Annotated in this window: 19 protein-coding genes; 11 read left to right on the forward strand and 8 right to left on the reverse strand. The window is 73.2% G+C overall.

From position 1 onward, the window contains the following. Nucleotides 1–34: 34 nt before the first annotated feature. Nucleotides 35–3,196 carry an efflux RND transporter permease subunit gene (locus tag IFT77_RS14930; RefSeq protein ID WP_192170444.1) on the reverse strand — a complete coding sequence of 1,054 codons (3,162 nt, stop codon included), beginning with the start codon at nt 3,194–3,196 and terminating at the stop codon, nt 35–37. A 258-nt stretch (nt 3,197–3,454) separates the two neighbouring features. Here IFT77_RS14930 and IFT77_RS14935 point away from each other — a divergent pair, with 258 nt between their 5' ends. Then, nucleotides 3,455–5,143 carry an ABC-F family ATP-binding cassette domain-containing protein gene (locus tag IFT77_RS14935; RefSeq protein WP_192170445.1) on the forward strand — a complete coding sequence of 563 codons (1,689 nt, stop codon included), beginning with the start codon at nt 3,455–3,457 and terminating at the stop codon, nt 5,141–5,143. Nucleotides 5,144–5,258: 115 nt separating this feature from the next. On the opposite strand, the gene IFT77_RS14940 is transcribed toward IFT77_RS14935, so the two are convergent. Continuing rightward, complete coding sequence (locus tag IFT77_RS14940) at nt 5,259–6,743, reverse strand: PLP-dependent aminotransferase family protein (RefSeq protein WP_192170446.1); 1,485 nt, start codon at nt 6,741–6,743, stop codon at nt 5,259–5,261. Between the two features lie 78 nt (nt 6,744–6,821). Here IFT77_RS14940 and IFT77_RS14945 point away from each other — a divergent pair, with 78 nt between their 5' ends. The 5 genes from IFT77_RS14945 (at nt 6,822) to IFT77_RS14965 (ending at nt 12,101) form a co-directional block, all read left to right on the forward strand. Beyond that, nucleotides 6,822–7,490, forward strand: a complete 669-nt coding sequence (locus IFT77_RS14945) for a YitT family protein (protein ID WP_192170447.1) — start codon at nt 6,822–6,824, stop codon at nt 7,488–7,490. Between the two features lie 100 nt (nt 7,491–7,590). Beyond that, entirely contained in the window at nt 7,591–9,855 is a 2,265-nt protein-coding gene (locus IFT77_RS14950) for an amino acid permease (protein WP_244638865.1), read from the forward strand. Between the two features lie 405 nt (nt 9,856–10,260). Then, nucleotides 10,261–11,400 carry an LCP family protein gene (locus IFT77_RS14955; protein ID WP_192170449.1) on the forward strand — a complete coding sequence of 380 codons (1,140 nt, stop codon included), beginning with the start codon at nt 10,261–10,263 and terminating at the stop codon, nt 11,398–11,400. 117 nt (nt 11,401–11,517) lie between these two features. Then, on the forward strand, nt 11,518–11,736 hold the full coding sequence (locus tag IFT77_RS14960; RefSeq protein WP_192042857.1) for a DUF3073 domain-containing protein: 219 nt from the start codon (nt 11,518–11,520) through the stop codon (nt 11,734–11,736). 8 nt (nt 11,737–11,744) lie between these two features. Then, entirely contained in the window at nt 11,745–12,101 is a 357-nt protein-coding gene (locus IFT77_RS14965; RefSeq protein ID WP_192170450.1) for a VOC family protein, read from the forward strand. A 190-nt stretch (nt 12,102–12,291) separates the two neighbouring features. On the opposite strand, the gene IFT77_RS14970 is transcribed toward IFT77_RS14965, so the two are convergent. The 4 genes from IFT77_RS14970 to purM form a co-directional block, all read right to left on the reverse strand. Further along, nucleotides 12,292–12,477 carry a hypothetical protein gene (locus tag IFT77_RS14970; protein ID WP_192170451.1) on the reverse strand — a complete coding sequence of 62 codons (186 nt, stop codon included), beginning with the start codon at nt 12,475–12,477 and terminating at the stop codon, nt 12,292–12,294. A gap of 75 nt (nt 12,478–12,552) precedes the next feature. Beyond that, the gene (locus IFT77_RS14975) at nt 12,553–14,178 is read right to left on the reverse strand and encodes a hypothetical protein (protein WP_192170452.1); all 1,626 of its coding nucleotides are present in this window, start codon (nt 14,176–14,178) and stop codon (nt 12,553–12,555) included. A gap of 13 nt (nt 14,179–14,191) precedes the next feature. Beyond that, nucleotides 14,192–15,574, reverse strand: a complete 1,383-nt coding sequence (locus IFT77_RS17070; protein ID WP_192170453.1) for an AAA family ATPase — start codon at nt 15,572–15,574, stop codon at nt 14,192–14,194. Between the two features lie 55 nt (nt 15,575–15,629). After that, nucleotides 15,630–16,754, reverse strand: coding sequence for a phosphoribosylformylglycinamidine cyclo-ligase (purM, locus tag IFT77_RS14985; protein ID WP_192042860.1), 1,125 nt, complete (start codon nt 16,752–16,754; stop codon nt 15,630–15,632). Between the two features lie 71 nt (nt 16,755–16,825). Here purM and purF point away from each other — a divergent pair, with 71 nt between their 5' ends. From purF to IFT77_RS15000, 3 genes are all read left to right on the forward strand, one after another. Continuing rightward, nucleotides 16,826–18,286, forward strand: a complete 1,461-nt coding sequence (purF, locus tag IFT77_RS14990; RefSeq protein WP_192042861.1) for an amidophosphoribosyltransferase — start codon at nt 16,826–16,828, stop codon at nt 18,284–18,286. A gap of 81 nt (nt 18,287–18,367) precedes the next feature. Beyond that, nucleotides 18,368–19,252, forward strand: coding sequence for an ABC transporter ATP-binding protein (locus tag IFT77_RS14995; protein ID WP_192170454.1), 885 nt, complete (start codon nt 18,368–18,370; stop codon nt 19,250–19,252). After that, nucleotides 19,234–20,808, forward strand: a complete 1,575-nt coding sequence (locus IFT77_RS15000) for a transporter (protein ID WP_197980887.1) — start codon at nt 19,234–19,236, stop codon at nt 20,806–20,808. Before IFT77_RS14995 ends, IFT77_RS15000 begins: the two co-directional genes overlap by 19 nt. A gap of 70 nt (nt 20,809–20,878) precedes the next feature. Here the strand turns inward: IFT77_RS15000 and IFT77_RS15005 are convergent, their stop codons facing one another. Next, nucleotides 20,879–21,316, reverse strand: a complete 438-nt coding sequence (locus IFT77_RS15005; protein ID WP_192042863.1) for a hypothetical protein — start codon at nt 21,314–21,316, stop codon at nt 20,879–20,881. A 71-nt stretch (nt 21,317–21,387) separates the two neighbouring features. Then, nucleotides 21,388–21,768 carry a sterol carrier family protein gene (locus IFT77_RS15010; protein ID WP_192042864.1) on the reverse strand — a complete coding sequence of 127 codons (381 nt, stop codon included), beginning with the start codon at nt 21,766–21,768 and terminating at the stop codon, nt 21,388–21,390. A gap of 71 nt (nt 21,769–21,839) precedes the next feature. Between IFT77_RS15010 and purD the strand changes: the two genes are divergently transcribed. After that, a complete protein-coding gene (gene purD / locus IFT77_RS15015; RefSeq protein ID WP_192042865.1) occupies nt 21,840–23,108 on the forward strand; it encodes a phosphoribosylamine--glycine ligase in 1,269 nt (422 codons plus the stop codon). Then, nucleotides 23,105–24,079: a phosphoribosylaminoimidazolesuccinocarboxamide synthase gene (locus tag IFT77_RS15020; protein ID WP_192170455.1), complete on the forward strand. Its 975-nt coding sequence runs from the start codon at nt 23,105–23,107 to the stop codon at nt 24,077–24,079. Before purD ends, IFT77_RS15020 begins: the two co-directional genes overlap by 4 nt. Nucleotides 24,080–24,393 lie beyond the last annotated feature (314 nt).

Here is a 24,393-nt window from a genome sequence, read left to right on the forward strand (position 1 = left end):
CGGTGTCCCGCGGAGGTTCGTCGTTCTCGCGTCGCTAGACCGAGGTGTCGGCCGACGCTCCAGCCGAGATGTCATCCGACGCCCCGGCCGAGACGCCGTCGCGACGGTCCGCCCGCCGCTCCCGCCACCCCTCGTACAGCGAGTAGAGCACCGGCAGCACGACCAGCGTCAGCACGGTCGACGACACGAGCCCGCCGATCACGACGACGGCCAGCGGCTGCGAGATGAACCCGCCGTGGCCGGTGATGCCGAGCGCCATCGGGGTCAGGGCGAAGATCGTCGCGGTCGCCGTCATCAGGATGGGCCGCAGCCTGCGCGACGCTCCCTCGAGCAGCGCCTCGCGCACCCGCAGACCCCGGGTCCGGTACTGGTTCACGAGGTCGATCAGCACGATCGCGTTGGTGACCACGATGCCGACGAGCATGAGCACCCCGATCAGCGACGCGACGCCGAGCGGGATGCCGGAGGCGAGCTGCAGCAGGATCGCGCCGGTCGCCGCGAACGGGATCGACACCAGCAGGAGGAGCGGCTGCAGCAGGCTGCGGAACGTCGCCACCATGACGATGTACACGATGAGGATCGCGATGAGCACCGCGAGGAACAGCTGCGAGAACGCGTTCGACTGGTCGGCCACAGCGCCGCCGACGACGGCGTCCGCCCCGGCGGGCAGGTCGAGCCCGGCGATCGCGTCGTCGACCTCGGTGCCGGCGCTCGACAGGTCGTCGCTCGACGGGGTCACGGTGACAGTGGCGCTCCGGACGGCGTCGGTCGTGGTGACCGAGGTGGGGCCGTTCGTCTGCTCGACCGTGGCGATCGAGTCGAGGCGCACGGGCCCGGTCGCGCTCGGCAGCTCCAGCGCGCGGAGCTCGTCGAGGGTCGCGGGCGGCGTCGGGTCGACGGTGTAGATGTCGACCGAGCTGTTCTCGATCTCGAGCGAGCCCACCCGGAACGGCTGCACGGCCTGCGAGACGATGCCGCCGACGGCGACCTCGCTGAGGCCGATGTCGGCCGCCGCGTCGCGGTCGACGACGACGCCGATGACGGGCTGAGCGGCCTGCAGGTTCGACCCGGCCTCGGCCGTCCCCGGCAGGTCGCCGACCGCGGTGAGCACGGTCTCGGTCGCGGTCTGCAGGGTGTCGGGGTCGGGCGCGGTCACGTCGACGGTGATGTCGTTGCTCGTGCCGAAGCCGCTCGACGCGGTCAGCTCGATGTCGCCCGCGTCGGCCACGTCATCGAGGCGCGAGCGCACCTCGGCCTGGAGCGCGTCCTGGTCGGCGTCCTCGTTCGTGGTGATCGAGTAGGTGACGGTGCTGTCGCCGGTGCCGCCGAAGAAGCTGGCGATGGAGGTGCCGCTCGAGCCGATCGTGAGCTGCACCGTCTCGATGCCGTCGACGCCGTCGAGCTCCGTCTCGACCTTCGAGGCGGCGTCCGAGAGCACCTGCAGGCTGGAGGCGGGCGCGAGGGTCTGCGTGACGGTGAACGTGTTCTGCCCGCTCGCCCCGAGGAAGTTCGTCTTCATCAGCGGGATGGCCGCCGCAGTGCCGCCGAGCACGAGCACGGCGACCAGCAGCGTCACGACGGGGTGGCGGAGCGTGCCGCGCAGCACCGGCACGTAGACGCGGCGCAGCCGGTCGAGCGGCGCCGGGTCGGTCGGGTCGGACGCGGCGGTCGTGAGGCGCTCCTGGGCCTGCTCTCCCGCGGCACCCGGCGCGTGCTTGTGCACCTTCGGCGCCCGCAGGAACCAGTACGCGAGCACCGGCACGATCGTCAGCGAGACGAACAGCGACGCGAGCAGGGCGATCGTCACCGTCAGCGCGAAGGGCCGGAACAGCTCGCCGGTGATGTTGCCGACGAAGGCGAGCGGCAGGAACACGACGACGGTCGTGACGGTCGACGCCGTGACGGCGCCCGCGACCTCGCGGACGGCGGTGGTGATCGACGCGACGCGGCCGTCGCCTCCTGCGAGGTGCCTCTTGATGTTCTCGATGACGACGATCGAGTCGTCGACCACGCGCCCGATGGCGATGGTGAGCGCGCCCAGCGTCAGGATGTTGAGCGTGTAGCCGGCGGCCTGCAGGCCGATGAAGGTGATGAGCACGCTCGTCGGGATGCTGATCGCGGTGACGATCGTCGAGCGCACCGACAGCAGGAACACGAGGATGACGATCACGGCGAAGACGAGCCCGAGCAGCCCCTCCTCCGCCAGCGCGTCGATCGACTGCTGGATGAACGGCGCCTGGTCGAAGACGATCGACAGGTCGACGTCGGAGCCGAGGTCGGCGGCGAGCGACGGCAGGGCGTCCTGCACCGTGGTCGACACGTCGACCGTGTTGGCGTCGAGCGTCTTGGTGACCGCGATCGTGAGGGCGTCCTGGCCGTCGACACGGCTGATCGAGGTGACGGGCGCGCCGCTGAGGGCCACGTCGGCGACGTCGTCGATCGTGACCGCCGAGGTGCCGCCGAGCAGCGGCAGGGCCGCGACCTCGTCGGTGCTCGTGAGGCGCTGGCCGGCCTGGATCGAGAGGGTCTGGCCGTTCTCGGTGAGGGTGCCGCCGGGGATGAGCGTGCCGTTCGCGTCGAGCGCGTCCTGGAAGGCCTGCGTGGTGAGGCCCGCCGCGGCGAGCGCCGTGCGGTCGGGCGTGATGACGACGCGCTGGCCGGCGTCGCCGTAGATCGAGGCCTCGCGCACGCCGTCGAGCTTCTGCAGGTCGGGCACGGTCGTGTTCGTGAGCCGGTCGACGAGCGCCTGGGTGTCGTCGGCCGAGTAGCCGGTGACCGCGATCTGGACGATGGGCAGGTCGTCGAGGCTGCCGGTGACCACCTGGGTGTCGACGCTGTCGGGCAACGTCAGCCGGTTGATCGCCGACTGGATCTTCTGCTCGGCCGCGCCGAGGTCGGTGCCGTAGGTGAACTCGGCCGAGACGGTGCTCTGCGACGTGCTCGACGTCGCGGTGGTGCCCTCGAGCCCGGGGATGATCTGCACCGCCTGCTCGATCGGCGTCGAGACGTCGTCGTTGACCACCTCGGGCGTCGCGCCGGGGTACGAGCTGACGATCGCGATCTGCGGGAACTGCACGTTGGGCGCGAGCTCCTGCTTGAGCGACGTCAGCGCGATGCCGCCGAAGACGGCGACGACGATGGTGACGAGGGCGATCAGCGCGCGGTTGCGCAGGCTGAAGACGGACAGAAGATGCACGAGGCTCCGGTGGTGAGAGGGAGGGGAGAACGGGGGAGGCGACGGTCACGACCTGCACCGCACCTCCATTGTCACCAGCCTCTCTGGGAACTGGCGGCGCTTTCTTACGCGCTGTGCAGAGGTGGTGCGGTCGACACGACGGTGGACGAGCCGATAGCCTGCTCGGCTGCCCACTCTGCGGTGGCATCTGCACGCGCAGCCGGACGACCGCGTCCGTACCGCGCCGCCACGACCGCCACCCCCACAGAGAGACCTCCCATGGGCTACATCGACGTCAACCGCGTCTCCTACGTACTCGCCGACGGCAGGCCGCTGCTCGACGAGGTGTCGTTCCGCGTCGGCGAGGGCCAGAACGCGGTGCTGATCGGGGCGAACGGGGTCGGCAAGTCGACCCTGCTGCGGATGGTGCGCGGCGAGCTCCGAGCCGACGAGGGCGCGATCAGCATCGACGGCGGCCTGGGGGTGATGGACCAGTTCATCGGCCACGTCCGTGACGACAGCACCGTGCACGACCTCCTCGTCGGCATCGCGCCGCCGGCCGTCCGCGACGCCGCGCGCGCCCTCGACGCGGCCGAGCTCGCCCTGGTCGAGGACGACGTCACCGAGACGCAGATGGCGTACGCCACGGCGCTCTCCGACTACGCGGACGCCGGGGGCTACGAGGTCGAGACCCTCTGGGACACCTGCACCACCGCCTCCCTCGGCGTGCCCTGGGAGCGCGCTCGCTGGCGGCAGGTGTCGACCCTCAGCGGCGGCGAGCAGAAGCGGCTCGTGCTCGAGGCGCTGCTCCGCGGGCCCGAGCAGGTGCTGGTGCTCGACGAGCCGGACAACTACCTCGACGTCCCCGGCAAGCGCTGGCTCGAGGAGGCGCTGGTCGCGACCCCCAAGACGGTCCTGCTGGTCAGCCACGACCGCGAGCTGCTCGGCCGCGTCGCCGACCGGGTGGTCACGATCGAGACCGGGGCGGCCGGCAACACGGCCTGGACCCACGGCGGCTCGTTCCGCACCTACCACCAGGCCCGGGCCGATCGGATGGACCGCCTCGACGAGCTCCGCCGCCGGTGGGACGAGCAGCACGAGAAGCTCCTGACCCTGGTGCGCAACCTCAAGGTCAAGGCGACCGCGATGGACAGCATGGCGTCGCGCTACCAGGCCGCCCTGACGCGTCTGCACAAGTTCGAGCTCGCCGGTCCTCCCCAGGAGCGCCCGCCCGAGCAGGACCTGAACATGCGCCTGACCGGCTCGCGCACCGGCAAGCGGGTGGTGGTCTGCGAGCAGCTCGAGCTGACCGGGCTCATGGCGCCGTTCGACGCCGAGCTGTGGTTCGGCGAGCGGATCGCCGTGCTCGGCTCGAACGGGTCGGGCAAGTCGCACTTCCTGCGGCTGCTGGCACGCGGAGGCACCGATCCCGACCCGCGCGACGGCCACGTGACGACCGTGGGCGGCATGCTCGCCCCCGTGCCGCACACCGGCCGGGCCGTCCTCGGCGCCCGCGTCGTGCCCGGCTGGTTCGCGCAGGCGCACGAGCACCCGGCGATGATCGGGCGCACCCTGCTCGAGATCGTGCACGAGGGCGACGACGAGCGCCGGGGCCTCGGTCGCGAGGCCGCCAGCCGCGCCCTCGACCGCTACGGGCTGGTGGGGTCGGCCGAGCAGGTCTTCGAGTCGCTCAGCGGCGGGCAGCAGGCCCGTCTGCAGATCCTGCTGCTCGAGCTGAGCGGCGCGACCCTCCTGTTGCTCGACGAGCCCACCGACAACCTCGACATCGTCTCGGCCGAGGCACTCGAGGAGGCGCTGGACCGGTTCGAGGGAACGGTCATGGCCGTCACCCACGACCGCTGGTTCGCCCGGTCGTTCGACCGGTTCCTCGTGTTCGGCAGCGACGGCGACGTCTACGAGGCGCCCGGCCCGGTCTGGGACGAGAAGCGGGTGCAGCGGGCCCGCTGAGCGGGCCGGCCGCCGGTCGAGCCACACCCCTGAAACCGCACCACACCCTCTATTCCAGGGGTGTAGTGCCGGATGAGGGGTGTGGTGCGCAGCCGCGACGCGCCGACGCGACGGGCTAGACGACCTCAGCCATGAGCGCGCCGCGCGGCGCCTGCACCCCGTCGATGCCGTCCCACGCCGCGGCGAGCGCCGCGAGCGCGCGGTCGGTCTCGTCGTCCGGGTACGAGTACGGCACCCGCAGGAACCGCTCGAACGCCCCGTCGACGCCGAACATCGGCCCGGCCGCGAGCAGCAGCCCGTGCCGGCGGGCGGCGAGCACGAGCTGCGAGCTGACCGGTGCGCCGAGGCCCACCCACGTCGTGAGGCCGCCTGCCGGCGCCGGCACGCTCCACCCGGGGAACGCGCTGCGGAGGCCGGCGACGAGCCGGTCGCGACCGTGCCTCAGCTGCCGGGAGCGCGCCTCCAGCACGCCGTCCATGTCGCCGAGCAGGTCGGCGACGATCAGCTGCTCGAGCACGGGGGTGCCGAGATCGCCGGCCGAGCGCGCGCGCACGAGGCGCTCGACGAGGGGCCGCTCGGCCCGGATCCAGCCGATCCGCAGCCCGCCCCAGAGCGACTTGCCGACCGAGCCGATCGTGACGGCGGGCCCGTAGGCCGCCATCGGCAGCGGCCGAGCACCAGCACCGCCACCAGCGCCGGCACCGGCGGGGGAGGCGCCCCGCGGCCCCCCGACGACGAGCTCGGCCATCGTCTCGTCGGCGATCACGATCGTCCCCTCGTCCGCGGCGGCCTCGAGCACGCGCACCCGCTGCGCCTCGGGCATCGTCGCCCCGGTCGGGTTGTGGAAGTCGGGCATCAGGTAGGCGACGGGCGGGCTCGTGCGCCGCAGCGTCTGCAGCAGCGCCGACTCGTCCCACCCGTCCTCGACGGTCACGCTGACGGGCGCGAGCCGGGCGCCCGCGGCCCGCAGCGCCTCGAACGCGTGCGGGTAGCCGGGGGTCTCGACGACCGCGCGGTCCCCCCGCCCGACGAGCACCCGGGCCAGCAGGGCGATGGCGTGCTGGGCGCCGAGGGTGACGACGATCTGGTCGGCGCTCGTCTCGAGGCCGCGAGCGCGGTAGCGGGCGGCGATCGCCTCGCGCAGCACCGGGCGACCGACGGTGTCGTAGCCGGGCTCGGAGAGGTACGCGCCGAGGCGTCCCGCAGCCCGCTGCGCCGCCTCCGCGATGCCGTCGACGGCTGGCATGGCCGCCTTGGTGAAGTCGAGCACGTCGCCCTCGGCGGCGGGCCGCGTCGACCGGATCCGCGCCTGGTCGGGCAGCCGCACGACGCTGCCGCTCCCCCGCAGGCTCGTGACGTGGCCGGCGTCGCGCAGCGCGGCGTACGCCGCGGCGACGGTCGTGCGGCTGACCCCGAGGTGCGTCGCGAGGTCGCGCTCGCTCGGCAGGCGCGTGCCCACGGAGAGCCGGCCGTCGAGCACGAGCAGGCGGATGCGGTCGGCGAGCGCGGCGTAGCCGGGCGACGAGGAGGCGCGCCACGAGTCCAGCAGCACCCCCAGCGCCCGCGACGACACGGCCGGTCCGCTCGTGACGATGCTCATGCGACGACAGCTCTCATGCAGCCACACTAGGCCGATTGGACTCTTGCTGCCAGGCCTCTCGCCCGATTGGATCGGTCCATGCTCCTCACCCGCCGTCTCCTGCAGCTCTTCGTCGGCCTCTTCCTCTACGGCGTCGCCATCGCGCTGATGGTGCGCGCCGGCATCGGGGTCGCCCCGTGGGACGTGCTGACGCAGGGCATCGCGCGGCAGACCGGCCTCGGATTCGGCCTCGTCGTGTTCCTCACGAGCGTCCTCGTGCTGCTGCTCTGGATCCCGCTGCGTCAGAGGCCGCGCTTCGGCACGATCGCCAACGCACTGCTCGTCGGGCCCTTCGCCGACCTCGGCCTGCACGTGCTGCCGCAGCAGACGGTGTGGTGGGCGCAGGGCCTGACCTTCGCGCTCGGCCTGCTGTTGCTCGCCGCCGCGAGCGGCCTCTACATCGGCGCGGCGTTCGGTCCCGGTCCGCGCGACGGCCTGATGCTCGGCCTGCATCGCCGGTTCGGGGTCCGGGTCGGGGTGGCCCGCACCGCGATCGAGGTGACGGTTCTCGCGATCGGCTGGCTGCTGGGCGGCCAGGTCGGCGTCGGCACGGCGCTCGAGGCCGTCCTGATCGGGCCGATGGTCGCCTTCGCGCTGCCGCTCTTCGCGCCTCGTGCGACACGTGTAGCCGAACCCTCGACCGACTCGACCACCGCCTCCGGCACGCCCACCGGCCCGGTGCCGACGACCACCTCGACGGCCGCCTGACGAATCGGGAATGCCCCGTCCCCGCCGCGAGTTGACAGGCCCTCGGCGCGGAGTAGAGTCGCCGCTCGTGACTGACGACACCAGGTCGCCGAAGCGGTGGCTGATCGGTGAACCCCTCCCCTCGGAGAAGCTCGAGGGCCAGCTGCTCCCGAAGCACCTCGCCCTCCCGATCTTCGCCAGCGACCCGCTGAGCTCGGTGGCCTACGCGCCGCAGGAGCTGCTGATGATCCTGCTGATCGGCGGGCTCGGGTTCCTCACGCTCGCGCCGTGGGTCGCGGTCGCGGTCGTCGTGCTGCTGCTCGTCGTCGTGGCGTCGTACCGCCAGCTGATCAAGGCCTACCCCTCAGGAGGCGGCGACTACGAGGTCGCCCACCGCAACCTCGGCGAGAAGGCCGGCCTCGTCGTGGCCTCCGCCCTGCTGGTCGACTACGTGATGACGGTCGCCGTCTCGGTCGCGTCGGGCGTGGACAACATCATCTCGGCCGTGCCCGAGCTGGCACCGGTCCGGGTCGAGCTGGCGATCTTCTTCGTCATCGCCCTGGCCGCGGTCAACCTGCGCGGCGTGCGCGAGTCGAGCAAGGCCTTCGCCGTGCCGACCTACCTCTTCGTGTCGAGCGTCTTCGTCATGATCGTGATCGCGCTCGTCCGCACCGCCCTCGGCGACCCGCCGGTGGCCGAGAGCGCCGAGTACACGGTCCAGGCCGACCAGCTGACGCAGGCCGCGTTCATCCTGTTGCTGCTCAGGGCCTTCTCGAGCGGCTGCTCGGCCCTGACCGGCGTCGAGGCGATCGCCAACGGCGTGCCCGCGTTCCGCCGGCCCAAGGTGCAGAACGCCCAGAAGACCCTCGTGCTGATGGGCAGCATCGCGATCGTGCTCTTCGCCGGGCTGGTCGCCGTGGCCCTGATCGCGAAGGTGCACTACGCCGAGGACGCCTGCGACCTGCAGGGCTTCGTCGACTGCGAGGGAACCCCCCAGCGCAGCCTGATCGCCCAGATCGCCAGCGCCGTGTTCGGCGGCTCGCTGTTCGGCATCCCCTTCTACCTGATCCAGGCGTGCACGGCGGCGGTGCTGCTGCTGGCCGCCAACACGGCGTTCAACGGGTTCCCGCTGCTCGGCTCGATCCTGGCGCGCGACCAGTACGCCCCCAAGGCGCTCAACACCCGCGGCGACCGCCTCATCTACTCGAACGGCGTCATCGTCCTGGCGCTCGTCGCCTGCGCGATCCTGCTCGTCTACCAGGCCAGCGTCACCGGGCTGATCCAGCTCTACATCATCGGCGTCTTCGTGTCGTTCACGCTCGGTCAGACCGGCATGGTCGTGCACTGGACCCGCATGCTGCGCGAGGGCTGCGCCGACCGCGGAGCCGTCTACCGCGCCCGGGGCATCAACGCCTTCGGGGCCCTGCTCACCGCCTCCGTGCTGATCGTCGTGACCGTGACGAAGTTCACGCACGGCGCGTGGCTCGTGTTCGTGATCATGCCGATCCTGTTCACGCTGATGCTCGGCGTGAACCGCTACTACCGCGACGTCCGGGTCGAGATCGAGCCCGACGCGACGACGCAGTTCGGCTCGCACGGCGACCACGCGATCGTGCTCGTCGGCACCATGCAGAAGCCGGTGCTCAAGGCGCTCGACTACGCCATCGCCGCCCGGCACGAGTCGCTCGAGGCGATCCACGTCGGCATCGACGACGAGGCCACCGCGCTGCTGCAGCGGCAGTGGGCCGAGCAGGAGATCGAGGTGCCGCTCCGCATCGTCGCGTCGCCCTACCGCGACATCAGCATGCCGCTGATCAAGTACATCAAGGCGCACCGGGCCGAGCACGGCTCCGAGGTCGTGACGATCTACACGCCCATCTACATCGTCGGCCACTGGTGGGAGGCGGCCCTCCACAACCACAAGAGCCGCCGGATCCGCCAGAAGCTGATGCTCGTGCACGGCGTGACGATCTCGCTCGTGCCGTGGCTGCTCGACTCGTCCGAGATGCTCTACGGCCGCCGGTCGCGGCCGATCCCCGGCCAGGACCGCCGCGGTGAGCCCATCCGCCCCCTGCCGCGCCGCCCGCTCGGGCCGGCCGGGTCGGCCGGGTCGGTGCCCGCAGGAGGCGCGGGTCCGGCCGGCAGGTCCGGCGCGGCCGTCGAGGGCGGTGCCGTCCACCGCGGCCTCGTGGTCGACGCGGAGCGCGACGCTCCCGGTGCCGACTCGACCGCCGCCCCCTCGGGCGAGGTCCACGCCCCTGGTCCGAAGCAGACTCCGCGCGCCCCCGGCAAGGGCCAGAACGTGGGGAACGCCCGCCGTGGCGACGCGGCCCGGCGCGCCCGCTCGGCGGCCCGCAACGGCACGGGCCCCCGCCGCAAGAAGTAGCGCGCGGGCTGCGCCAGCCCCGGCCCGGCGGCCCCGGGCGGCGGCCCCGGGCTGCCGGCCCCGGGCGGCGGCCCAGGGCGCCGGCGGCGCCCGGCCCGGCGGCGCCCGGCCCGGCGGCGCCCGGCCCGGCGGCGCCCGGCTCGGCCCGGGAGGCCACGGCCGGCCCGACGCACTGCAGCGAGAAGGGACGCCGTAGGCGTGGGCCCACGCCTACGGCGTCCCTTCTCGCCTGGCTGCTCGCCCACGACGAGGCCGCGGCCGCGGAGCCTGGGCATCGTCTCGACATCGGCGGCCGTTCCTGGACTGATGTATCACCTGCGAGATATCGTCGGATCGGCCCTCGGGAGACGAGGGCGAGCCTGCCCACCCGGGCGGGCACCCGCCGACGCATCCCGGAGCACCACCATGGACGACCTCTCTGCCCTCGGGCTGGGCCGCGGCGACGACGACGCGACCACCTCCTCCTCACCCGCCTCCTCAACCGACGGCGAGCGCGACGAGCGCGACGAGGGCCGCGGCCGCCGCGGCCGCCGCAGGCCCCGCTCGCGTGCCGCCCGCGCCCTGATCGGGGTCAGCCTCGCGCTCGTCGCCCTGCTCGTGGTGGCAGGCGTCGCCGCCGGCGGGTTCGCGCTGCGCCTGGCCTCGTCGTGGGACGACGCGACCACGAGCCTCGGCGACGCGTTCCCCGCCGACGCCGACCGGCCCGCCCCCGCGGACGACGGCTCGGTGAACGTGCTGCTGATGGGCTCCGACTCCCGGGGCGACGAGACGACGCTCGACGACGGGTCGCCCTCCGACCAGCGCACGGACACGATGATGCTGCTGCACGTCGACGCCGACCGGCAGCACGCCTCGGTGATGTCGGTCATGCGCGACCTGTGGGTGCCGATCCCCGGCCGCGGCGAGGGCAAGGTCAACTCCGCCTTCGCGCGCGGCGGCAGCCCGCTCGCGGTGCAGACCGTCGAGCAGCTGCTCGGCGCACGCGTCGACCACGTGGCGATCATCGACTTCGACGGGTTCGCCGACATGACGACCGCGCTCGGCGGAGTCGACGTGGTGAGCGAGAAGGCGTTCCGCAGCACGGCGTCCGACCGCAGGTCCGCCCACGAGTACGTGCAGGGCGTCAACCACCTCGAGGGCGACTCCGCTCTCGCCTTCGTCCGCGAGCGCAGCGCGTTCGCCGACGCCGACTTCCAGCGCGTGGAGAACCAGCAGGCGTTCCTCGAAGGCGTCCTCCGCACCCTCGTCAGCCGGGCGACCCTCACCGACCCGACGCGGGTCACCGGCTTCCTCGCCGCGACCGCGCCGCACGTCACGGTCGACGCCGACCTCGACGCCGGCACCCTCGTGGCGCTCGGGGCCGGCCTCCGTGGCCTGCGTCCCGACGACGTCGACTTCTTCACCGTCCCGACCGCCGGCACCGGCACCTCGGCCGACGGCCAGTCCATCGTCCTCCCCGACGACGCAGCGATCTCCGAGCTCCGCGACGCCCTCCGCGACGACCAGGTGCGAGCGTTCCTCGACGCCCGTGGGGGCCGCCCGTGACAGGCCGTCAGGGCTGGGGGCACATGCTAAGATCGATGCAGTTTTGCAACGTCACCTGTCGGTAGTTCCCGGTTCGTCCGACACCGTTTCCGGGCCGAATTCACGAGGGGGTCACGCATGGGGCGCGGCCGTCAAAAAGCCAAGCACACCAAGGTCGCCAGAGAGCTGAAGTACTTCAGCCCTGACACCAACTACGGTGCGCTCGAAAAAGAGCTTGCGACCAAGAGCGATTCCGACGAGTACGTCGACCGGTGGGCCGACGACTTCGAGGACGACTCCGACGTGGACGCCGACCTCGACGAGGGTGCGGACGATCACCAGAGCAAGAGCGCCTAGGCGCGACCATGGCGCTCGAGTGGGAACAGGTCGTCGTCGACGCTCTCGACCCTGACGCGCTCGCCGCCTGGTGGCGCGAAGCGCTCGGCTGGGTCGACATCAGCGAGGCCGGCGACGAGCCCGAGGTGCGGCCGACCCCCGACTCGCTGCCCGGGCTGCTGTTCGTGCGCGTGCCCGAGCCCAAGACGGTCAAGGACCGGCTGCACCTCGACTTCCGTCCCGACGACCAGGCGGCCGAGGTCGCGCGGCTCGAGGCCCTCGGTGCCGTGCGCGTCGACGTCGGCCAGGCCGACGCCTCCTGGGTGGTGCTCGCCGACCCCGAGGGCAACGAGTTCTGCGTGCTCGGCTCGCGCCGCACCTCCTAGCGCCCGCCCCACGAGCCGCCTCCGCGCGGCGTCTCCGCGCGAGCCCCAGCGCGACGCGCGAGAGCACCGGCAAAGAGCACCGGCAGCACGACGCGACGACGACGAACCTCCGCGATCGATCACGTCGGTTCGTCGTCGTCGCGTCGTCTCGAGGACTGCCGCAGCGCCGAGGAGGCGCCGGCCCGGTCCCCTAGCCGACGAGCTGCCCCAGCACGGGCATCAGGCCCATCGCGACGACGAGCACGAGCCCGCCCGCGGTGAAGAACGCCACGCGCTTGCCGCCGGTCACCGGCGAGACGCCGCGCCGGGGAGCCGGGGTGAGGGGCACGCGGGTGACGCGTGCGACCGGGAGGCTGGTGGGGGTGTGAGTGGTCATCTGGTCGACTCCTTCGTCGTCCGTGTCGACATCGTCGTCGACTGCGCCCCGGAGGGCGTCCGCCCAGGATACGCCTCACGGCCCGACCGGCGCCTCGCCCTCTCGTGTCGTCGGCCAGTCGAACGTGAAATCGGGCACCTCGACGGTCGGCACCGCCGTCGGTGCGCGCGGGGGCTCCGAGCCGAAGTCGGGCAGCCTCCCCGGCCCCTGCTGCTCCTCCAGCCGTTCGCGCTCCTCCTGTCGCTGCCGCTCCCTGCGCAGGGCGTCGCGCTCCTCCGGCCCGCCCGGCACCCCCACCCAGGTGAACCCGCCCGGCCGCTCGGCGGCGTCTCCGGAGACCAGCTCGGCGACGGGCCCGCCGAGGCCCAGCAGCAGGGCGAGCATCACGGTCCCCGCCGACAGGAGTCGGAGCCAGGCCGAGCCGCCGCCGTGACGCACCGCGATCAGCACCGCGCCGGCCAGCGGGGCCGCGAGCGACAGGCACACCGCGGACGCGACGAACGGGTTCGTGACGAGCCCCGCCGCCCACAGCACGCCGACGACGACGACGAGCCCGGCCCTCACGGCCACCGCCCCGACCTCTGCTGCCCCCAGGCGCGCCGGGGCGTCCTCGTCGACTCCGACGATCGCCCCCTCGGCCGTCGCCACGCGCTCGTTGAGCACGGTGCCGCCGACGGCGGAGGCCACGGACGCGAGGAGGACCAGCGCCACGCCCGGCAGCCCCTCGCCGTCACCCGTGCCGAGCGCCAGGATGCCGGCCGCCGCGGCCAGAGGGGCCACGACGTCCGTGACCGTCTGGAGCCGAGCTCCGCGGTCGGACCAGAGCACCCGCCTGACCATCGACCGCGGCACCTCGGCCAGCACCTTCCTCAGCGTCCGCAGGGCGCCCCACACCAGGAAGACCAGCGGCGCGAGCATGCCCACGATGCCGACGCCGACGGGAAGCCACACGGCTCCCAGCAGGGCCACGGTGGACACCATCGGCGCGACGACGGCCGCCCGGTGGGCGACCCGGAGCACGGTCGCCTCCAGCCGCAGCCGCCTGAGGTCGTCGAGCGGGCTCAGCGCCGCGGCCGACCGCAGCAGCCCCGCGGCGGCACCCTCCTCCGTGGTCGAGAGGCCGGCCAGCAGGGTGAGGGCCTCCGGCGCGTGGGGGTAGAGGGCGAGGGCCCGGCGCAGGTGGGTCTCGGCGTTCGCCGGGTCGTCGAGCCTGTCGAGCACGCCCGCGACCACGTGAGCGAGGGGCAGGTCGGGCGCGAGCCGGAGCGCCTCCTCCGCCGACGGCCGCGCCCGCTCGCGGTCCGCCCGCGTGGCCGACGCGTCGTACCCCGCCGCCATCGCCACGATCAGGTGCGCCCGGGTGGAGTCCGGCGCGAGGCGCAGTGCCACCCGGGCCGTCTCGGCCGCACGTCGGATGCCGCCCCCGGGCATCTTCAGCTGCACGCGGGCGAGGGCCACCAGGGGCTCCTCCGACTCGGGCAGCACGGCCACCGCCTCACGGGCCGTCGCCTGCGCCTCCTCGAGCGACCCGTCCGCCGCGAGCGCGTCGGTCAGGGCCAGCAGGAGGCGCGGGTCGCCGGGCGCCCCGGCGAGCGCCGCACGCAGCAGGCCCACGGCGCGCCCCGGTCCGCTCGTCACGGTCGCGACCTGCGCCTCGCGCACCGCCTTCTCGACGGGGTCGAGGCCCTCGGGGCCGCTCACCGCGCGGCCTGGGTCACAGCATCTTCCGCGAGCGGAGGTACTCCTTCAGGTCGTCGTAGCGACCGCTCTCGTTGGCGAACTCGACCACGTTGCGCGACGACTCGAGCCACGGCGTGGTCGACGACTTGACGCCCCTCATCGCCTCCACCACGTGGGGCATGCCGATCGGCGCGACCTGGCCGCTGCGGATCGACTCGTTCATGGCGATCTCGGCGGCGGTGTCGCAGATGAAGGCGAGGTCCGCGCCGCTGAAGCCCTCCGTCCGGTCGACCACCCAGCCGAGGTCGATCCCGGCGATGGGCCGCTTCGAGAGGTGGTGCCGCAGGATCGCGTCCCGGGCCGGCTCGTCCGGGGGCAGCACGAGCAGCGTGCGGTCGAACCGGCCGGGCCGGAGGAACGCCTCGTCGACGTCCCACGGGTGGTTGGTCGCGGCGAGCACGAAGAGGCCCTCGTTCTGCGTCGAGACCCCGTCGAACTCGAGCAGCAGCTGGTTCACGACCGACTTGAGCCAGGCGGCGCCGCCCAGGTTCGACCGCTTGCCGGCGACGGCGTCGAGCTCGTCGATGAACAGCACCGTCGGCGAGAGCTCGCGGGCCTTCGTGAAGATGGCCCGGACGTTCTTCTCGCTCTCGCCCATGAACGACGAGAGGATGTCGGCCATGCTCACGGTGAGGAACCGCGCGCCGAGCTCGCCCGCGACGGCGCGGGCGATGAAGGTCTTGCCGCAGCCGGGAGGACCGTAGAGCAGCAGTCCCCCTCGCAGGCTCTTGCCGAACGCGGCGGCGATCTCCGGGTGCTTCATCGGCTCGAGGAAGCTGTCGTTGAGGCGCTTCTTGACCTCGTCGAGGCCGCCCACGTCGGCGAGCGTCACCCGCGTGCCGCCCGGGTTGAGGATGGCGACGTCCTCCTCGGCCGTCGTGTGGACGACGCCGTCCTCGGTCGTGACGAAGGGCGCGGGCACGACGCCGCCGATCTGCTCCTCGAAGAGCGACCAGTCGACGCCGTCGTCGTCCTCGTCGTCGGTGCCGTCGGCATCGGAGGCGTCGGCATCGGTGCCGTCGACGCCGGGCTCCGGGGCGCCCGCGACGCCCTGCGGACCGGCCGCGTGCCGTGGGGCGGCCGGTGCCCCCGACGACGACGCGGACGGGACCTGCTCAGCGGTCGTGGCGGGCGCCTCCGTGACGGGGGCCGCCCCGAGGGACGAGGTCGCCTGCGTGATCAGCGCGAGTGCGGCCGGGTGGCCGGGCACCTGCTCGAGCACCTTGCCCAGGTGGCCGAACGACTCGGCTCCCCTGCCGGTGGCGATGAGCGCACCGGCCAGCGCCAGGCGCGGCCCCACGGCCCCCGGATCGGCCTGCACCTCGGCCTCGTACTGCGCGATGACGTCGTCAGCCACGGTGTCCCCCCTCGTCGTGTGACACCAGCGTAGGCCGCGGGTCAGCGGCGGACCACTAGGCCCGGAAGCTGCCGACCAGGCGCACGGCCCCGCCGTCGACGCCTTTGGCGCCCTGCTCGAACCCGGTCAGGTCGCGGGCCGCGGTCGAGACCGTGCCGACCTGCCACGTCGCGATGCCGTCGGCGACGAGGGCCGCGGTCACGGCGTCGGCCGAGGCGGCGTCGACGACGGCGATCATGCCGATGCCGAGGTTCCAGGTGCCCTCGCTCGACTCGAGCGTCGAGCCGGCGAGGTCGCTCAGCACGCGGAAGACGGGGTCGGGCGACCAGGTGCCCCGGTCGACCTCGGTCGACGACCCGAACGGGAGGACGCGGGCGAGGTTCGCCGCGATGCCGCCGCCGGTGACGTGGCTGAGCGAGTGGACCGCCCCGGCGAGCGCCGGGTCGTCGAGCACGCGCAGCAGCGGCGACGTGTAGAGGCGGGTCGGCTCGAGCAGGGCCTCGCCGATCGTGCCCGACAGCTCGGGGAGCGTGTCCTCGTAGCCGAGGTCGGCCGACCGCAGGACGTGGCGGACGAGCGAGAAGCCGTTCGAGTGCAGCCCGGACGACGCCAGGGCGAGCACGACGTCGCCGTCGCGGACGAGGTGCGAGCCGAGCTGCTGGCCGGCCTCGACCGCGCCGACCGCGGCGCCGGCGACGTCGTAGTCGTCCGGGCCGAGCAGGCCGGGGTGCTCCGCCGTCTCGCCGCCGACCAGGGCCGTGCCCGTGGCGCTGCAGGCTCGGGCGATGCCCTCGACGATGGAGGCGATGCGTGCCGGGACGACCCGGCCGCAGGCGATGTAGTCGGTCATCATCAGCGGACGCGCCCCGACCACGACGATGTCGTCGACGACCATGCCGACCAGGTCCTGCCCGATGGTGTCGTGCTTGTCGAGGGCCTGCGCGATGGCGACCTTGGTGCCGACGCCGTCGGTCGAGGTGGCCAGCAGCGGACGCTCGAACGACTTGAGGAACGACACGTCGAACATGCCCGCGAAGCCGCCGAAGCCGCCGACGACGCCGGGCCCGTGGGTGGCGCTGACCGCCGCCTTCATCAGCTCGACCGCGCGGTCGCCCGCGGCTGTGTCGACCCCCGCCGCGGCGTAGGAGGCGCTGGTCGAGGGGGCAGCGGGAGTCGCCATTCGTTCATCCGTTCGGTGTCGCTCTAGACTGACGCAGTAACCCCAACTCTACGGTCTGGAGCCAGATCCGCATGTGCGGCATCGTCGGTCTCGTCGCGCACGAGCCAGCTAATCAACTCGTCTACGACTCCCTCCTCCTGCTGCAGCACCGCGGCCAGGACTCGACCGGCATCGCGACCGCCGAGCGCGGCATCTTCCACGTGCACAAGACCAAGGGGCAGGTCCGCGAGGGCTTCCGCACCCGCGACATGCGCGGCCTCCTCGGCACGATGGGCCTCGGCCACGTGCGCTACGCCACCAAGGGCGCGGCGACCAACGAGCAAGAGGCCCAGCCGTTCTACGTGAACGCGCCCTACGGCATCGTGCTCGTGCACAACGGCAACCTGACGAACACCCGCGAGCTCACGAGCGAGCTGTTCCACGTCGACCGTCGACACCTCAACACGAACAGCGACACCGAGCTGCTCGTCAACGTGCTCGCGCACGAGCTGCAAGAGCAGGTCAACGGCACCGACCTCGACCCCGAGCAGATCTTCGCCGCCGTCGCCCGCGTGCACGAGCGCGTCGAGGGCTCGTACGCGGCCATCGCGATGATCGCCGGCCACGGGCTGCTCGCGTTCCGCGACCCGTTCGGCATCCGTCCGCTCGTGCTCGGCCGCCGCAAGGCCGCCGACGGGCAGCGCGACGAGTGGATCGTCGCGAGCGAGTCGCTCGTGCTCGAGTCGGGCGGCTACGAGATCGTCCGCGACGTCGCGCCCGGCGAGGCCGTCTTCGTCTCGCTCGACGGCGAGATGGTGTCGAAGCAGTGCCACGCACGGCCGCGGCTGATCCCCTGCTCGTTCGAGTACGTCTACCTCGCGCGCCCCGACTCCGTCATGAACGGCATCTCGGTCTACGACGCCCGCCTCCGCCTCGGCGACCGCCTGGCCGACACGATCGCCCAGTACGCGCCGACCGGCGACATCGACGTCGTCATGCCGATCCCCGACTCGTCGCGGCCTGCGGCCATGCAGGTCGCACAGAAGCTCGGCATCGAGTACCGCGAGGGCTTCTACAAGAACCGCTACGTCGGGCGCACGTTCATCATGCCCGGGCAGGCCGAGCGCAAGCGATCGGTGCGCCAGAAGCTCAACGCCATGTCGAGCGAGTTCAAGGGCAAGAACATCCTGATCGTCGACGACTCGATCGTCCGCGGCACCACCTCGCGCGAGATCGTCGAGATGGCGCGCGCCGCCGGGGCGAACGAGGTCACGTTCACCTCCGCCGCGCCTCCGGTGCGCTACCCGCACGTGTACGGCATCAACATGCCGTCGCGGCACGAGCTGGTCGCCCACGACCGCAAGATCCCCGAGATCGCGCGCGAGCTCGGCGCCGACCACCTGATCTACCAGGAGGTGGCGGACATGCAGGCCGCCATCATCGAGGGCAGCGACGTCACCGACCTCGAGATGAGCTGCTTCACGGGCGACTACGTGACGGGCACGGTCAGCCCCGAGTACCTCGCCTGGGTCGAGGCCAACCAGCTCAGCTGACCCGGCCTGGCTCCTCCGCTCACCCGCCGGTCATCCGAGCGGCGGTGGTCGCCGTCGGCGGTGGTCAATAGGCTCGTGCGCATGAGCGACGACAGCTCCCTCCCCGACCACCCGGCCGCACCGACCCCGGCAGCATCGACCCCGCCGCAGCCGGCGGCGCCCGTCCCCGACGTGCTCACGCCCGCCGAGCCCGTCTCCACGGGGCCCGGGGCGACCCCGGCCCTCCGCATCACGGGCCTGCGCAAGCGCTTCGGCGAGAAGGTCGCCGTCGACGGCGTCGACCTCGAGGTGCCGGCCGGCTCGTTCTACGGCCTGGTCGGGCCGAACGGCGCCGGCAAGACGACGACCCTCTCGATGGCCACCGGCCTGCTGCGACCCGACGCGGGCAGCATCGAGGTGCTCGGGCACGACGTCTGGCGCGACCCGACGCACGCGAAGTCGCTGGTGGGCGTGCTGAGCGACGGCATCGCCCTGTTCGACCGGCTGACCGGCGAGCAGCTGATCACGTACCACGGGCTCCTCAACGGCATCGACCGCGAGACCGTCGCCTCCCGGGTCGCCGACCTGCTCGACCTCCTCGACCTGCGCGAGGCCGCGGGCACGCTCGTCGTCGACTACAGCGCGGGGATGACCAAGAAGGCGGCGCTGGCCTGCGCCCTGGTGCACGCGCCGCGCCTCCTCGTGCTCGACGAGCCGTTCGAGTCGGTCGACCCGATCTCGGCGGCCAACATCCGCGACATCCTGCAGGGCTACGTGCGGGGCGGCGGCACGGTCATCGTGTCGAGCCACTCGATGGACCTCGTGCAGCGCATGTGCGACCACGTCGCCGTCGTGGCGGCCGGGCGGGTGCTCGCCGCCGGCACGACCGACGACGTGCGCGCCGGCTCCGCCCTCGAGGACCGGTTCGTCGAGCTCGTCGGCGGCCGCCAGCACAACGAGGGGCCGTCGTGGTTGCGCACCTCCTGAGCCTCCGCTGGCGGGTGATGGGCAACGGCCTCAAGCGCAGCGTCTGGCAGGTCGTCGCGCTCGTGATCGGCGGGCTCTACGGGATCGGCATCCTCGTCGCGCTGGTCGCCGGGCTCGTCGCCCTGTCGTTCGCCCCGACCCAGTGGGCCTGGACGGCCGCGGTGCTCGTCGGCTCGGTCGCCGTGCTGGGCTGGGCGGTCGTGCCGCTGCTGGCCCGCGGTGTCGACCAGACCCTCAGCGTCGAGAAGCTGCGGTCGTTCCCGATCCCGGCCGACCGCCTCCTCGTGGCCCTGCTGGTCTGCGGGGTGCTCGGCGTCCCCGGCATCGTCACGACGATCGCCGCACTCGCGACGTCGCTGAGCTGGCTCCAGCACCCGGTCTCGGCCGTGGTCGCCCCCGTCAGCGGGCTCGTCGGCGTGCTGACCTGCGTCGCCGCGTCGCGGGTGCTCGAGTCGCTGACGAGCGCGCTGGCGTCGCGTCGGCGCTACCGCGAGGTGATGGGCGTCGTCGTGTTCGTGCCGGTCATCCTCGCCGGCCCGATCATCGGCTTCGCCGGCCAGGGCATCGGCTCGGCCGTCGACCAGCTGCCGCGCATCGCGACGGTCGCCGCGTGGACTCCGCTCGGCGCCGCCTGGGCCGTGCCCGGCGAGCTCGCCCTCGGGCGACCGCTGGAGGCGCTGGCCAAGGCGGCGATCGCGCTCGCGACCCTCGCCCTGTTGCTGCTCGCGTGGCGTCGGGCCCTGGCGTCCGCCCTGATCGCGCCTCCCGTCGAGGAGCGTGCGGCGACCTCGAAGGGGCTGGGGCCGTTCCGCTGGTTCCCCGGCACGCCCACCGGCGCGGTCGCGGCCCGCGCCGCCGTCTACTGGCTGCGCGACCCGCGCTACGGCGGCTCGCTCGTCGTCGTCCCGCTGCTGCCCGTGCTCGCCGTGTTCCTCGCGTGGAGCGGCGGCAACACGTGGCTGCTCTACGCGATCGGGCCGGGGATCGCCGCCCTGCTCGCCGTCACCCTGTGCGCCGACGTCTCGTACGACGGCACCGCGTTCGCGGCGCACCTGTCGACGGGGGTCTCCGGCCGCGCTGATCGAGCGGGACGCGTGCTCACGCTGTCGCTCTTCGCCGTGCCGATCGTGCTGCTCGCGACGATCCTGCCGCTCGCCGTCCTCGGCGCCTGGCAGGTGCTGCCCGCCCTGCTCGGCATGGGGCTGGGCGTGATGTTGACGGGCTTCGGCGCGTCGAGCGTGGCGTCGGCGAAGTTCCTGATGCCCGTGCCGGCCGCGGGCGAGAGCCCGTTCAAGTCGCCTCCCGGGGCGTCGGTCACCTCGACGCTCGGCATGTACGCGACGTGGCTCGTCTCGTTCGGCCTGGCGGTGCCCGAGCTCGCGCTCGGCATCGCGTCGCTCGTCACGGGGAGCCTGCTGCTCGGGGTGCTCGCCCTGGTCGTCGGGGTCGTGCTCGGGACGGTGCTGCTCGTGGTCGGCGTCGACCGGGGCGGCAAGCTGCTCGACGCCCGCGGGCCCGAGCTGCTCACACGGCTGCGCGCGGCACGCGGGGCCTAGCGCGGGGCGTCCGGCCCAGCGAGGGGCTCAGCGCGGAGCGTCCTGCGGCACCCGCGCCGCGCCCGACGCTCTACTCGAGCTCGCCCTCGACCGCAGGAGGCTCGGGTGCGTCCACGCGACGGCGCTCGGCCCGCAGGGTCTTCGCCCGGCGGAGCGACACGCGGTCGACCACGATGGCGACGACGGCACCCACGGCGGCGCCGAACGTGAGCCCCCAGAGCGAGAAGTAGCCGTAGGTCGAGGCCGGGCTGGTGCCCGGGTCGAAGGGGAACAGCGACGTGAGGATCAGCGAGGCGAGCACGCCGAGCGCCCCGCCCATCAGCAGGAACGCGAACACCTTCGGGGCCCGGCGCACGGTGACCTCGTCGTCCGACGCGATCTCCTCGGGCTCGTCCGCACCTGCTGCTGCGGCGGGCGCGGACCGCTCGGGCTCGACGACCGGCTGCTCCGGGGCCTCCGGGGAGACGGCCTCGTCGGGCTGCTGCGGTTCGTCGGGTGCGTGGGTCACGCCCCCATTGTCCCAGAGTGCGTCCCCGAGCTCCGCCGCATGCCTCGACGTCGGAGCACCCGCCGTGCCGCTCAGGCGCGCGGCAGCCGCACGGGCACGTACCCGCGCAAGTCGGCGCGGCTTCCCGACGCCGACACGAGGGCACCGGCGACGGCCTCGTCCCAGCTCAGGGCGCCCGTCGCGAGCCGGATGAACGTGGCCGGGTCGGTCTCGACGACGTTGGGCGGCGTGCCGCGCGTGTGGCTCAGCCCCTCGCGGAACTGGACGGCGCCGAACGGCGGCACCCGCACCTCCACGGTGGCCCCCGGCTCGCCGTCGGCGAGCACCTGGAGCAGCCAGCGCACCGCGGTGGCGGTGACGGTCCGCGGTGCCGAGCCGCCCTCGGCGAGCGCGACCACCGCCTCCTGCACGGCTGCCGCGCCCGCCGCGTCGTCGATCCTCGCCCTGGCCATGCCGTCACGCTACCCGCGCACGCGCCGCCCACGCCGACTGCCGGGAGGCGCGGCTCGGTAGGATCCATCGGGTGCGCATACTCGTCCTCGGTTCCGGTGCTCGCGAGCACGCCATCATCACCGCGCTGCTGCGCGAAGACGCGGGGCACGAGATCGTCGCCGCCCCCGGCAACGCCGGCATCGCGGCGCAGGTCGAGGTCGTGCACCTCGACCCGTCGAACGGCTCCGTGGTGGCCGAGTACGCGCTCGAGAACGACGTCGAGCTGGTCGTGATCGGCCCCGAGGCCCCCCTCGTCGCCGGTGTGGCCGACGCGCTGCGCACCCGCGGCGTGCCCGTGTTCGGCCCCGGCAAGAAGGCCGCGGCGCTCGAGGGCAGCAAGACCTTCGCGAAGCGGATCATGGAGGAGGCGGGCGTCCCGACGGGACGCGCCACCCGCGTCGGGACCCTCGACGAGGCCGTCGCCGTGCTCGACGAGTTCGGTGCGCCCTATGTCATCAAGGCCGACGGCCTCGCCGCGGGCAAGGGCGTGCTCGTCACCGAGAGCCGCGACGCCGCCGTCGAGCACACCACGTACTGGCTGCAGCACGGGCCGGTGCTCGTCGAGGAGTTCCTCGACGGGCCTGAGGTCTCGCTGTTCTTCCTCAGCGACGGGCACACGGTCGTGCCGCTGTCGCCCGCCCAGGACTACAAGCGCCTCCTCGACGGCGACGCCGGCCCGAACACCGGCGGCATGGGCGCCTACTCGCCGCTGCCGTGGCTCGCCGACCGCTTCGGCAGCGAGAAGGACTTCGTCGACGAGGTGCTCGACACCATCGCGACGCCGACGGTGCGCCAGCTCGAGTCGGAGGGCACGCCCTTCATCGGGCTGCTCTACGCCGGGCTGATCCTCACCGAGCAGGGCGTCCGCGTGATCGAGTTCAACGCCCGCTTCGGCGACCCCGAGACGCAGGTCGTGCTGCCGCGCCTCATCACGCCGCTGAGCGGCCTGCTGCTCGCCGCCGCGACCGGCTCGCTCGGCAACCACGAGGCGCCGCGCTTCGTGCCGACGCCCGCGGTCACCGTCGTGCTCGCGAGCGAGGGCTACCCCGAGGGCGCCGTCAGCGGCCGCCCCCTGACCGGCCTCGACGAGGCCACCGCCGTCGCTGGGGTGCACGTCGCCCACGCCGCGACCGCCCGTCTCGACGACCGCCTCATCGCCACCGGCGGCCGCGTGCTGAGCGTCGTCGCCGAGGGCGCCGACTTCGCCGAGGCACGGGGACGCGCCTACGACGCGATGCTCCGCATCCGGCTCGAGGGCGGCCAGTACCGCCGCGACATCGCCGAGCGGGTCGCCCGATGACCGCCGAGGCGCCCGAGCTCGCCGGCTGGGTGCACGCCTACTCGGGCAAGGTCCGCGACCTGTACGTGCCGGCCCCCGCCGCGGGCTCGGGCGACGACGCCGCCACTCTCGACGCCGCCGGCGACGCCGCCGCCCTCGACGCCGCGCCCGCGCTGGACGCCGCCGAGCACCTGCTCGTCGTCGCCAGCGACCGCGTCAGCGCCTACGACGTCGTGCTCGAGCCCGGCATCCCGGGCAAGGGCGCCCTGCTCACGCAGCTCAGCACGTGGTGGTTCGACCAGCTCGAGGGCGTGCCGAACCACCTCGTCGACCCGACCACCGCCTCCGTGTCGGTGCCTGCTGCCGTGCGCGACCGCGCGATGCTGGTGAAGCCGCTCGACATGTACCCGGTCGAGTGCGTCGTGCGCGGCTACCTCGTGGGGAGCGGCTGGGCCGAGTACCGCGAGACCGGCCGGGTGTGCGGCATCGAGCTGCCGGCCGGCCTGCACGACGGCGACCGACTGCCCGAGCCGATCTACACCCCCGCCTACAAGGCGCCGCTCGGCGAGCACGACGAGAACATCTCGTTCGAGCGCACCGTCGAGCTCGTCGGCGCCGACGTCGCGGCGGCGCTGCGCGACACGTCGCTCGAGATCTACCGCCGTGCCTCCATGGTCGCGGAGGCACAGGGCGTCGTCCTCGCCGACACCAAGTTCGAGTTCGGGGCCGACCGTTCCACCGGCGAGCTGACCCTCGGGGACGAGGTGCTCACCAGCGACAGCAGCCGCTTCTGGGACGCGGGGGGCGCCGGGGCCGCGGGGGCAAGCTCGGGCACCGGCAGCCGCACGGACAGCTTCGACAAGCAGATCGTGCGCAACTGGCTGAGCGACAACTGGGACAAGACCGGCACCCCGCCCGCCCTGCCGCCCGAGATCGTCGAGCGCACGGCCGCCCGCTACCGCGAGCTCATCGAGCGCCTCACCGCCCACTGACCCTGCCGCACGCTCATGGCGTGCCGCAGCTGCCGGCTGTGCCCGGACCGCGCTCCGACACCGCTGAGTGAACGAAGAACGGGTGACTACGGCGGTGTTCCGTTCACTCGCCGGTGTCAGGCCGGCCCCGGCTGAGTCGAGCCAGGAATGCCGCGCCAGTTCAGCCGGTTCAAGTCGGTGACACGTCATCGACCGGCGTGACACGAGACGCGCGACCGCACGAGAACCGAGGGCCCCGATGACCGACACCAGCAGCAGCGACGCGACCGGCGCCTCCTCGGCAGGCCGGGACGCTGCAGGCCGACTCCCGGCAG

The sequence above is a fragment of the Frigoribacterium sp. CFBP 13729 genome (assembly GCF_014841875.1).
Lineage (GTDB): Bacteria > Actinomycetota > Actinomycetes > Actinomycetales > Microbacteriaceae > Frigoribacterium.

Bases quoted from the DNA above. Each gene is read 5' to 3' on its own strand.
- IFT77_RS14960 (WP_192042857.1), top strand. From the start codon at position 11,518: ATGGGGCGCGGCCGTCAAAAAGCCAAGCACACCAAGGTCGCCAGAGAG.
- IFT77_RS15010 (WP_192042864.1), bottom strand. From the start codon at position 21,768: ATGGCCAGGGCGAGGATCGACGACGCGGCGGGCGCGGCAGCCGTGCAG.
- IFT77_RS14935 (WP_192170445.1), top strand. From the start codon at position 3,455: ATGGGCTACATCGACGTCAACCGCGTCTCCTACGTACTCGCCGACGGC.
- IFT77_RS14970 (WP_192170451.1), bottom strand. From the start codon at position 12,477: ATGACCACTCACACCCCCACCAGCCTCCCGGTCGCACGCGTCACCCGC.
- purF (WP_192042861.1), top strand. From the start codon at position 16,826: ATGTGCGGCATCGTCGGTCTCGTCGCGCACGAGCCAGCTAATCAACTC.
- IFT77_RS14965 (WP_192170450.1), top strand. From the start codon at position 11,745: ATGGCGCTCGAGTGGGAACAGGTCGTCGTCGACGCTCTCGACCCTGAC.
- IFT77_RS14955 (WP_192170449.1), top strand. From the start codon at position 10,261: ATGGACGACCTCTCTGCCCTCGGGCTGGGCCGCGGCGACGACGACGCG.
- IFT77_RS15020 (WP_192170455.1), top strand. From the start codon at position 23,105: ATGACCGCCGAGGCGCCCGAGCTCGCCGGCTGGGTGCACGCCTACTCG.
- purM (WP_192042860.1), bottom strand. From the start codon at position 16,754: ATGGCGACTCCCGCTGCCCCCTCGACCAGCGCCTCCTACGCCGCGGCG.
- IFT77_RS14995 (WP_192170454.1), top strand. From the start codon at position 18,368: ATGAGCGACGACAGCTCCCTCCCCGACCACCCGGCCGCACCGACCCCG.
- IFT77_RS14940 (WP_192170446.1), bottom strand. From the start codon at position 6,743: ATGAGCATCGTCACGAGCGGACCGGCCGTGTCGTCGCGGGCGCTGGGG.
- IFT77_RS14945 (WP_192170447.1), top strand. From the start codon at position 6,822: ATGCTCCTCACCCGCCGTCTCCTGCAGCTCTTCGTCGGCCTCTTCCTC.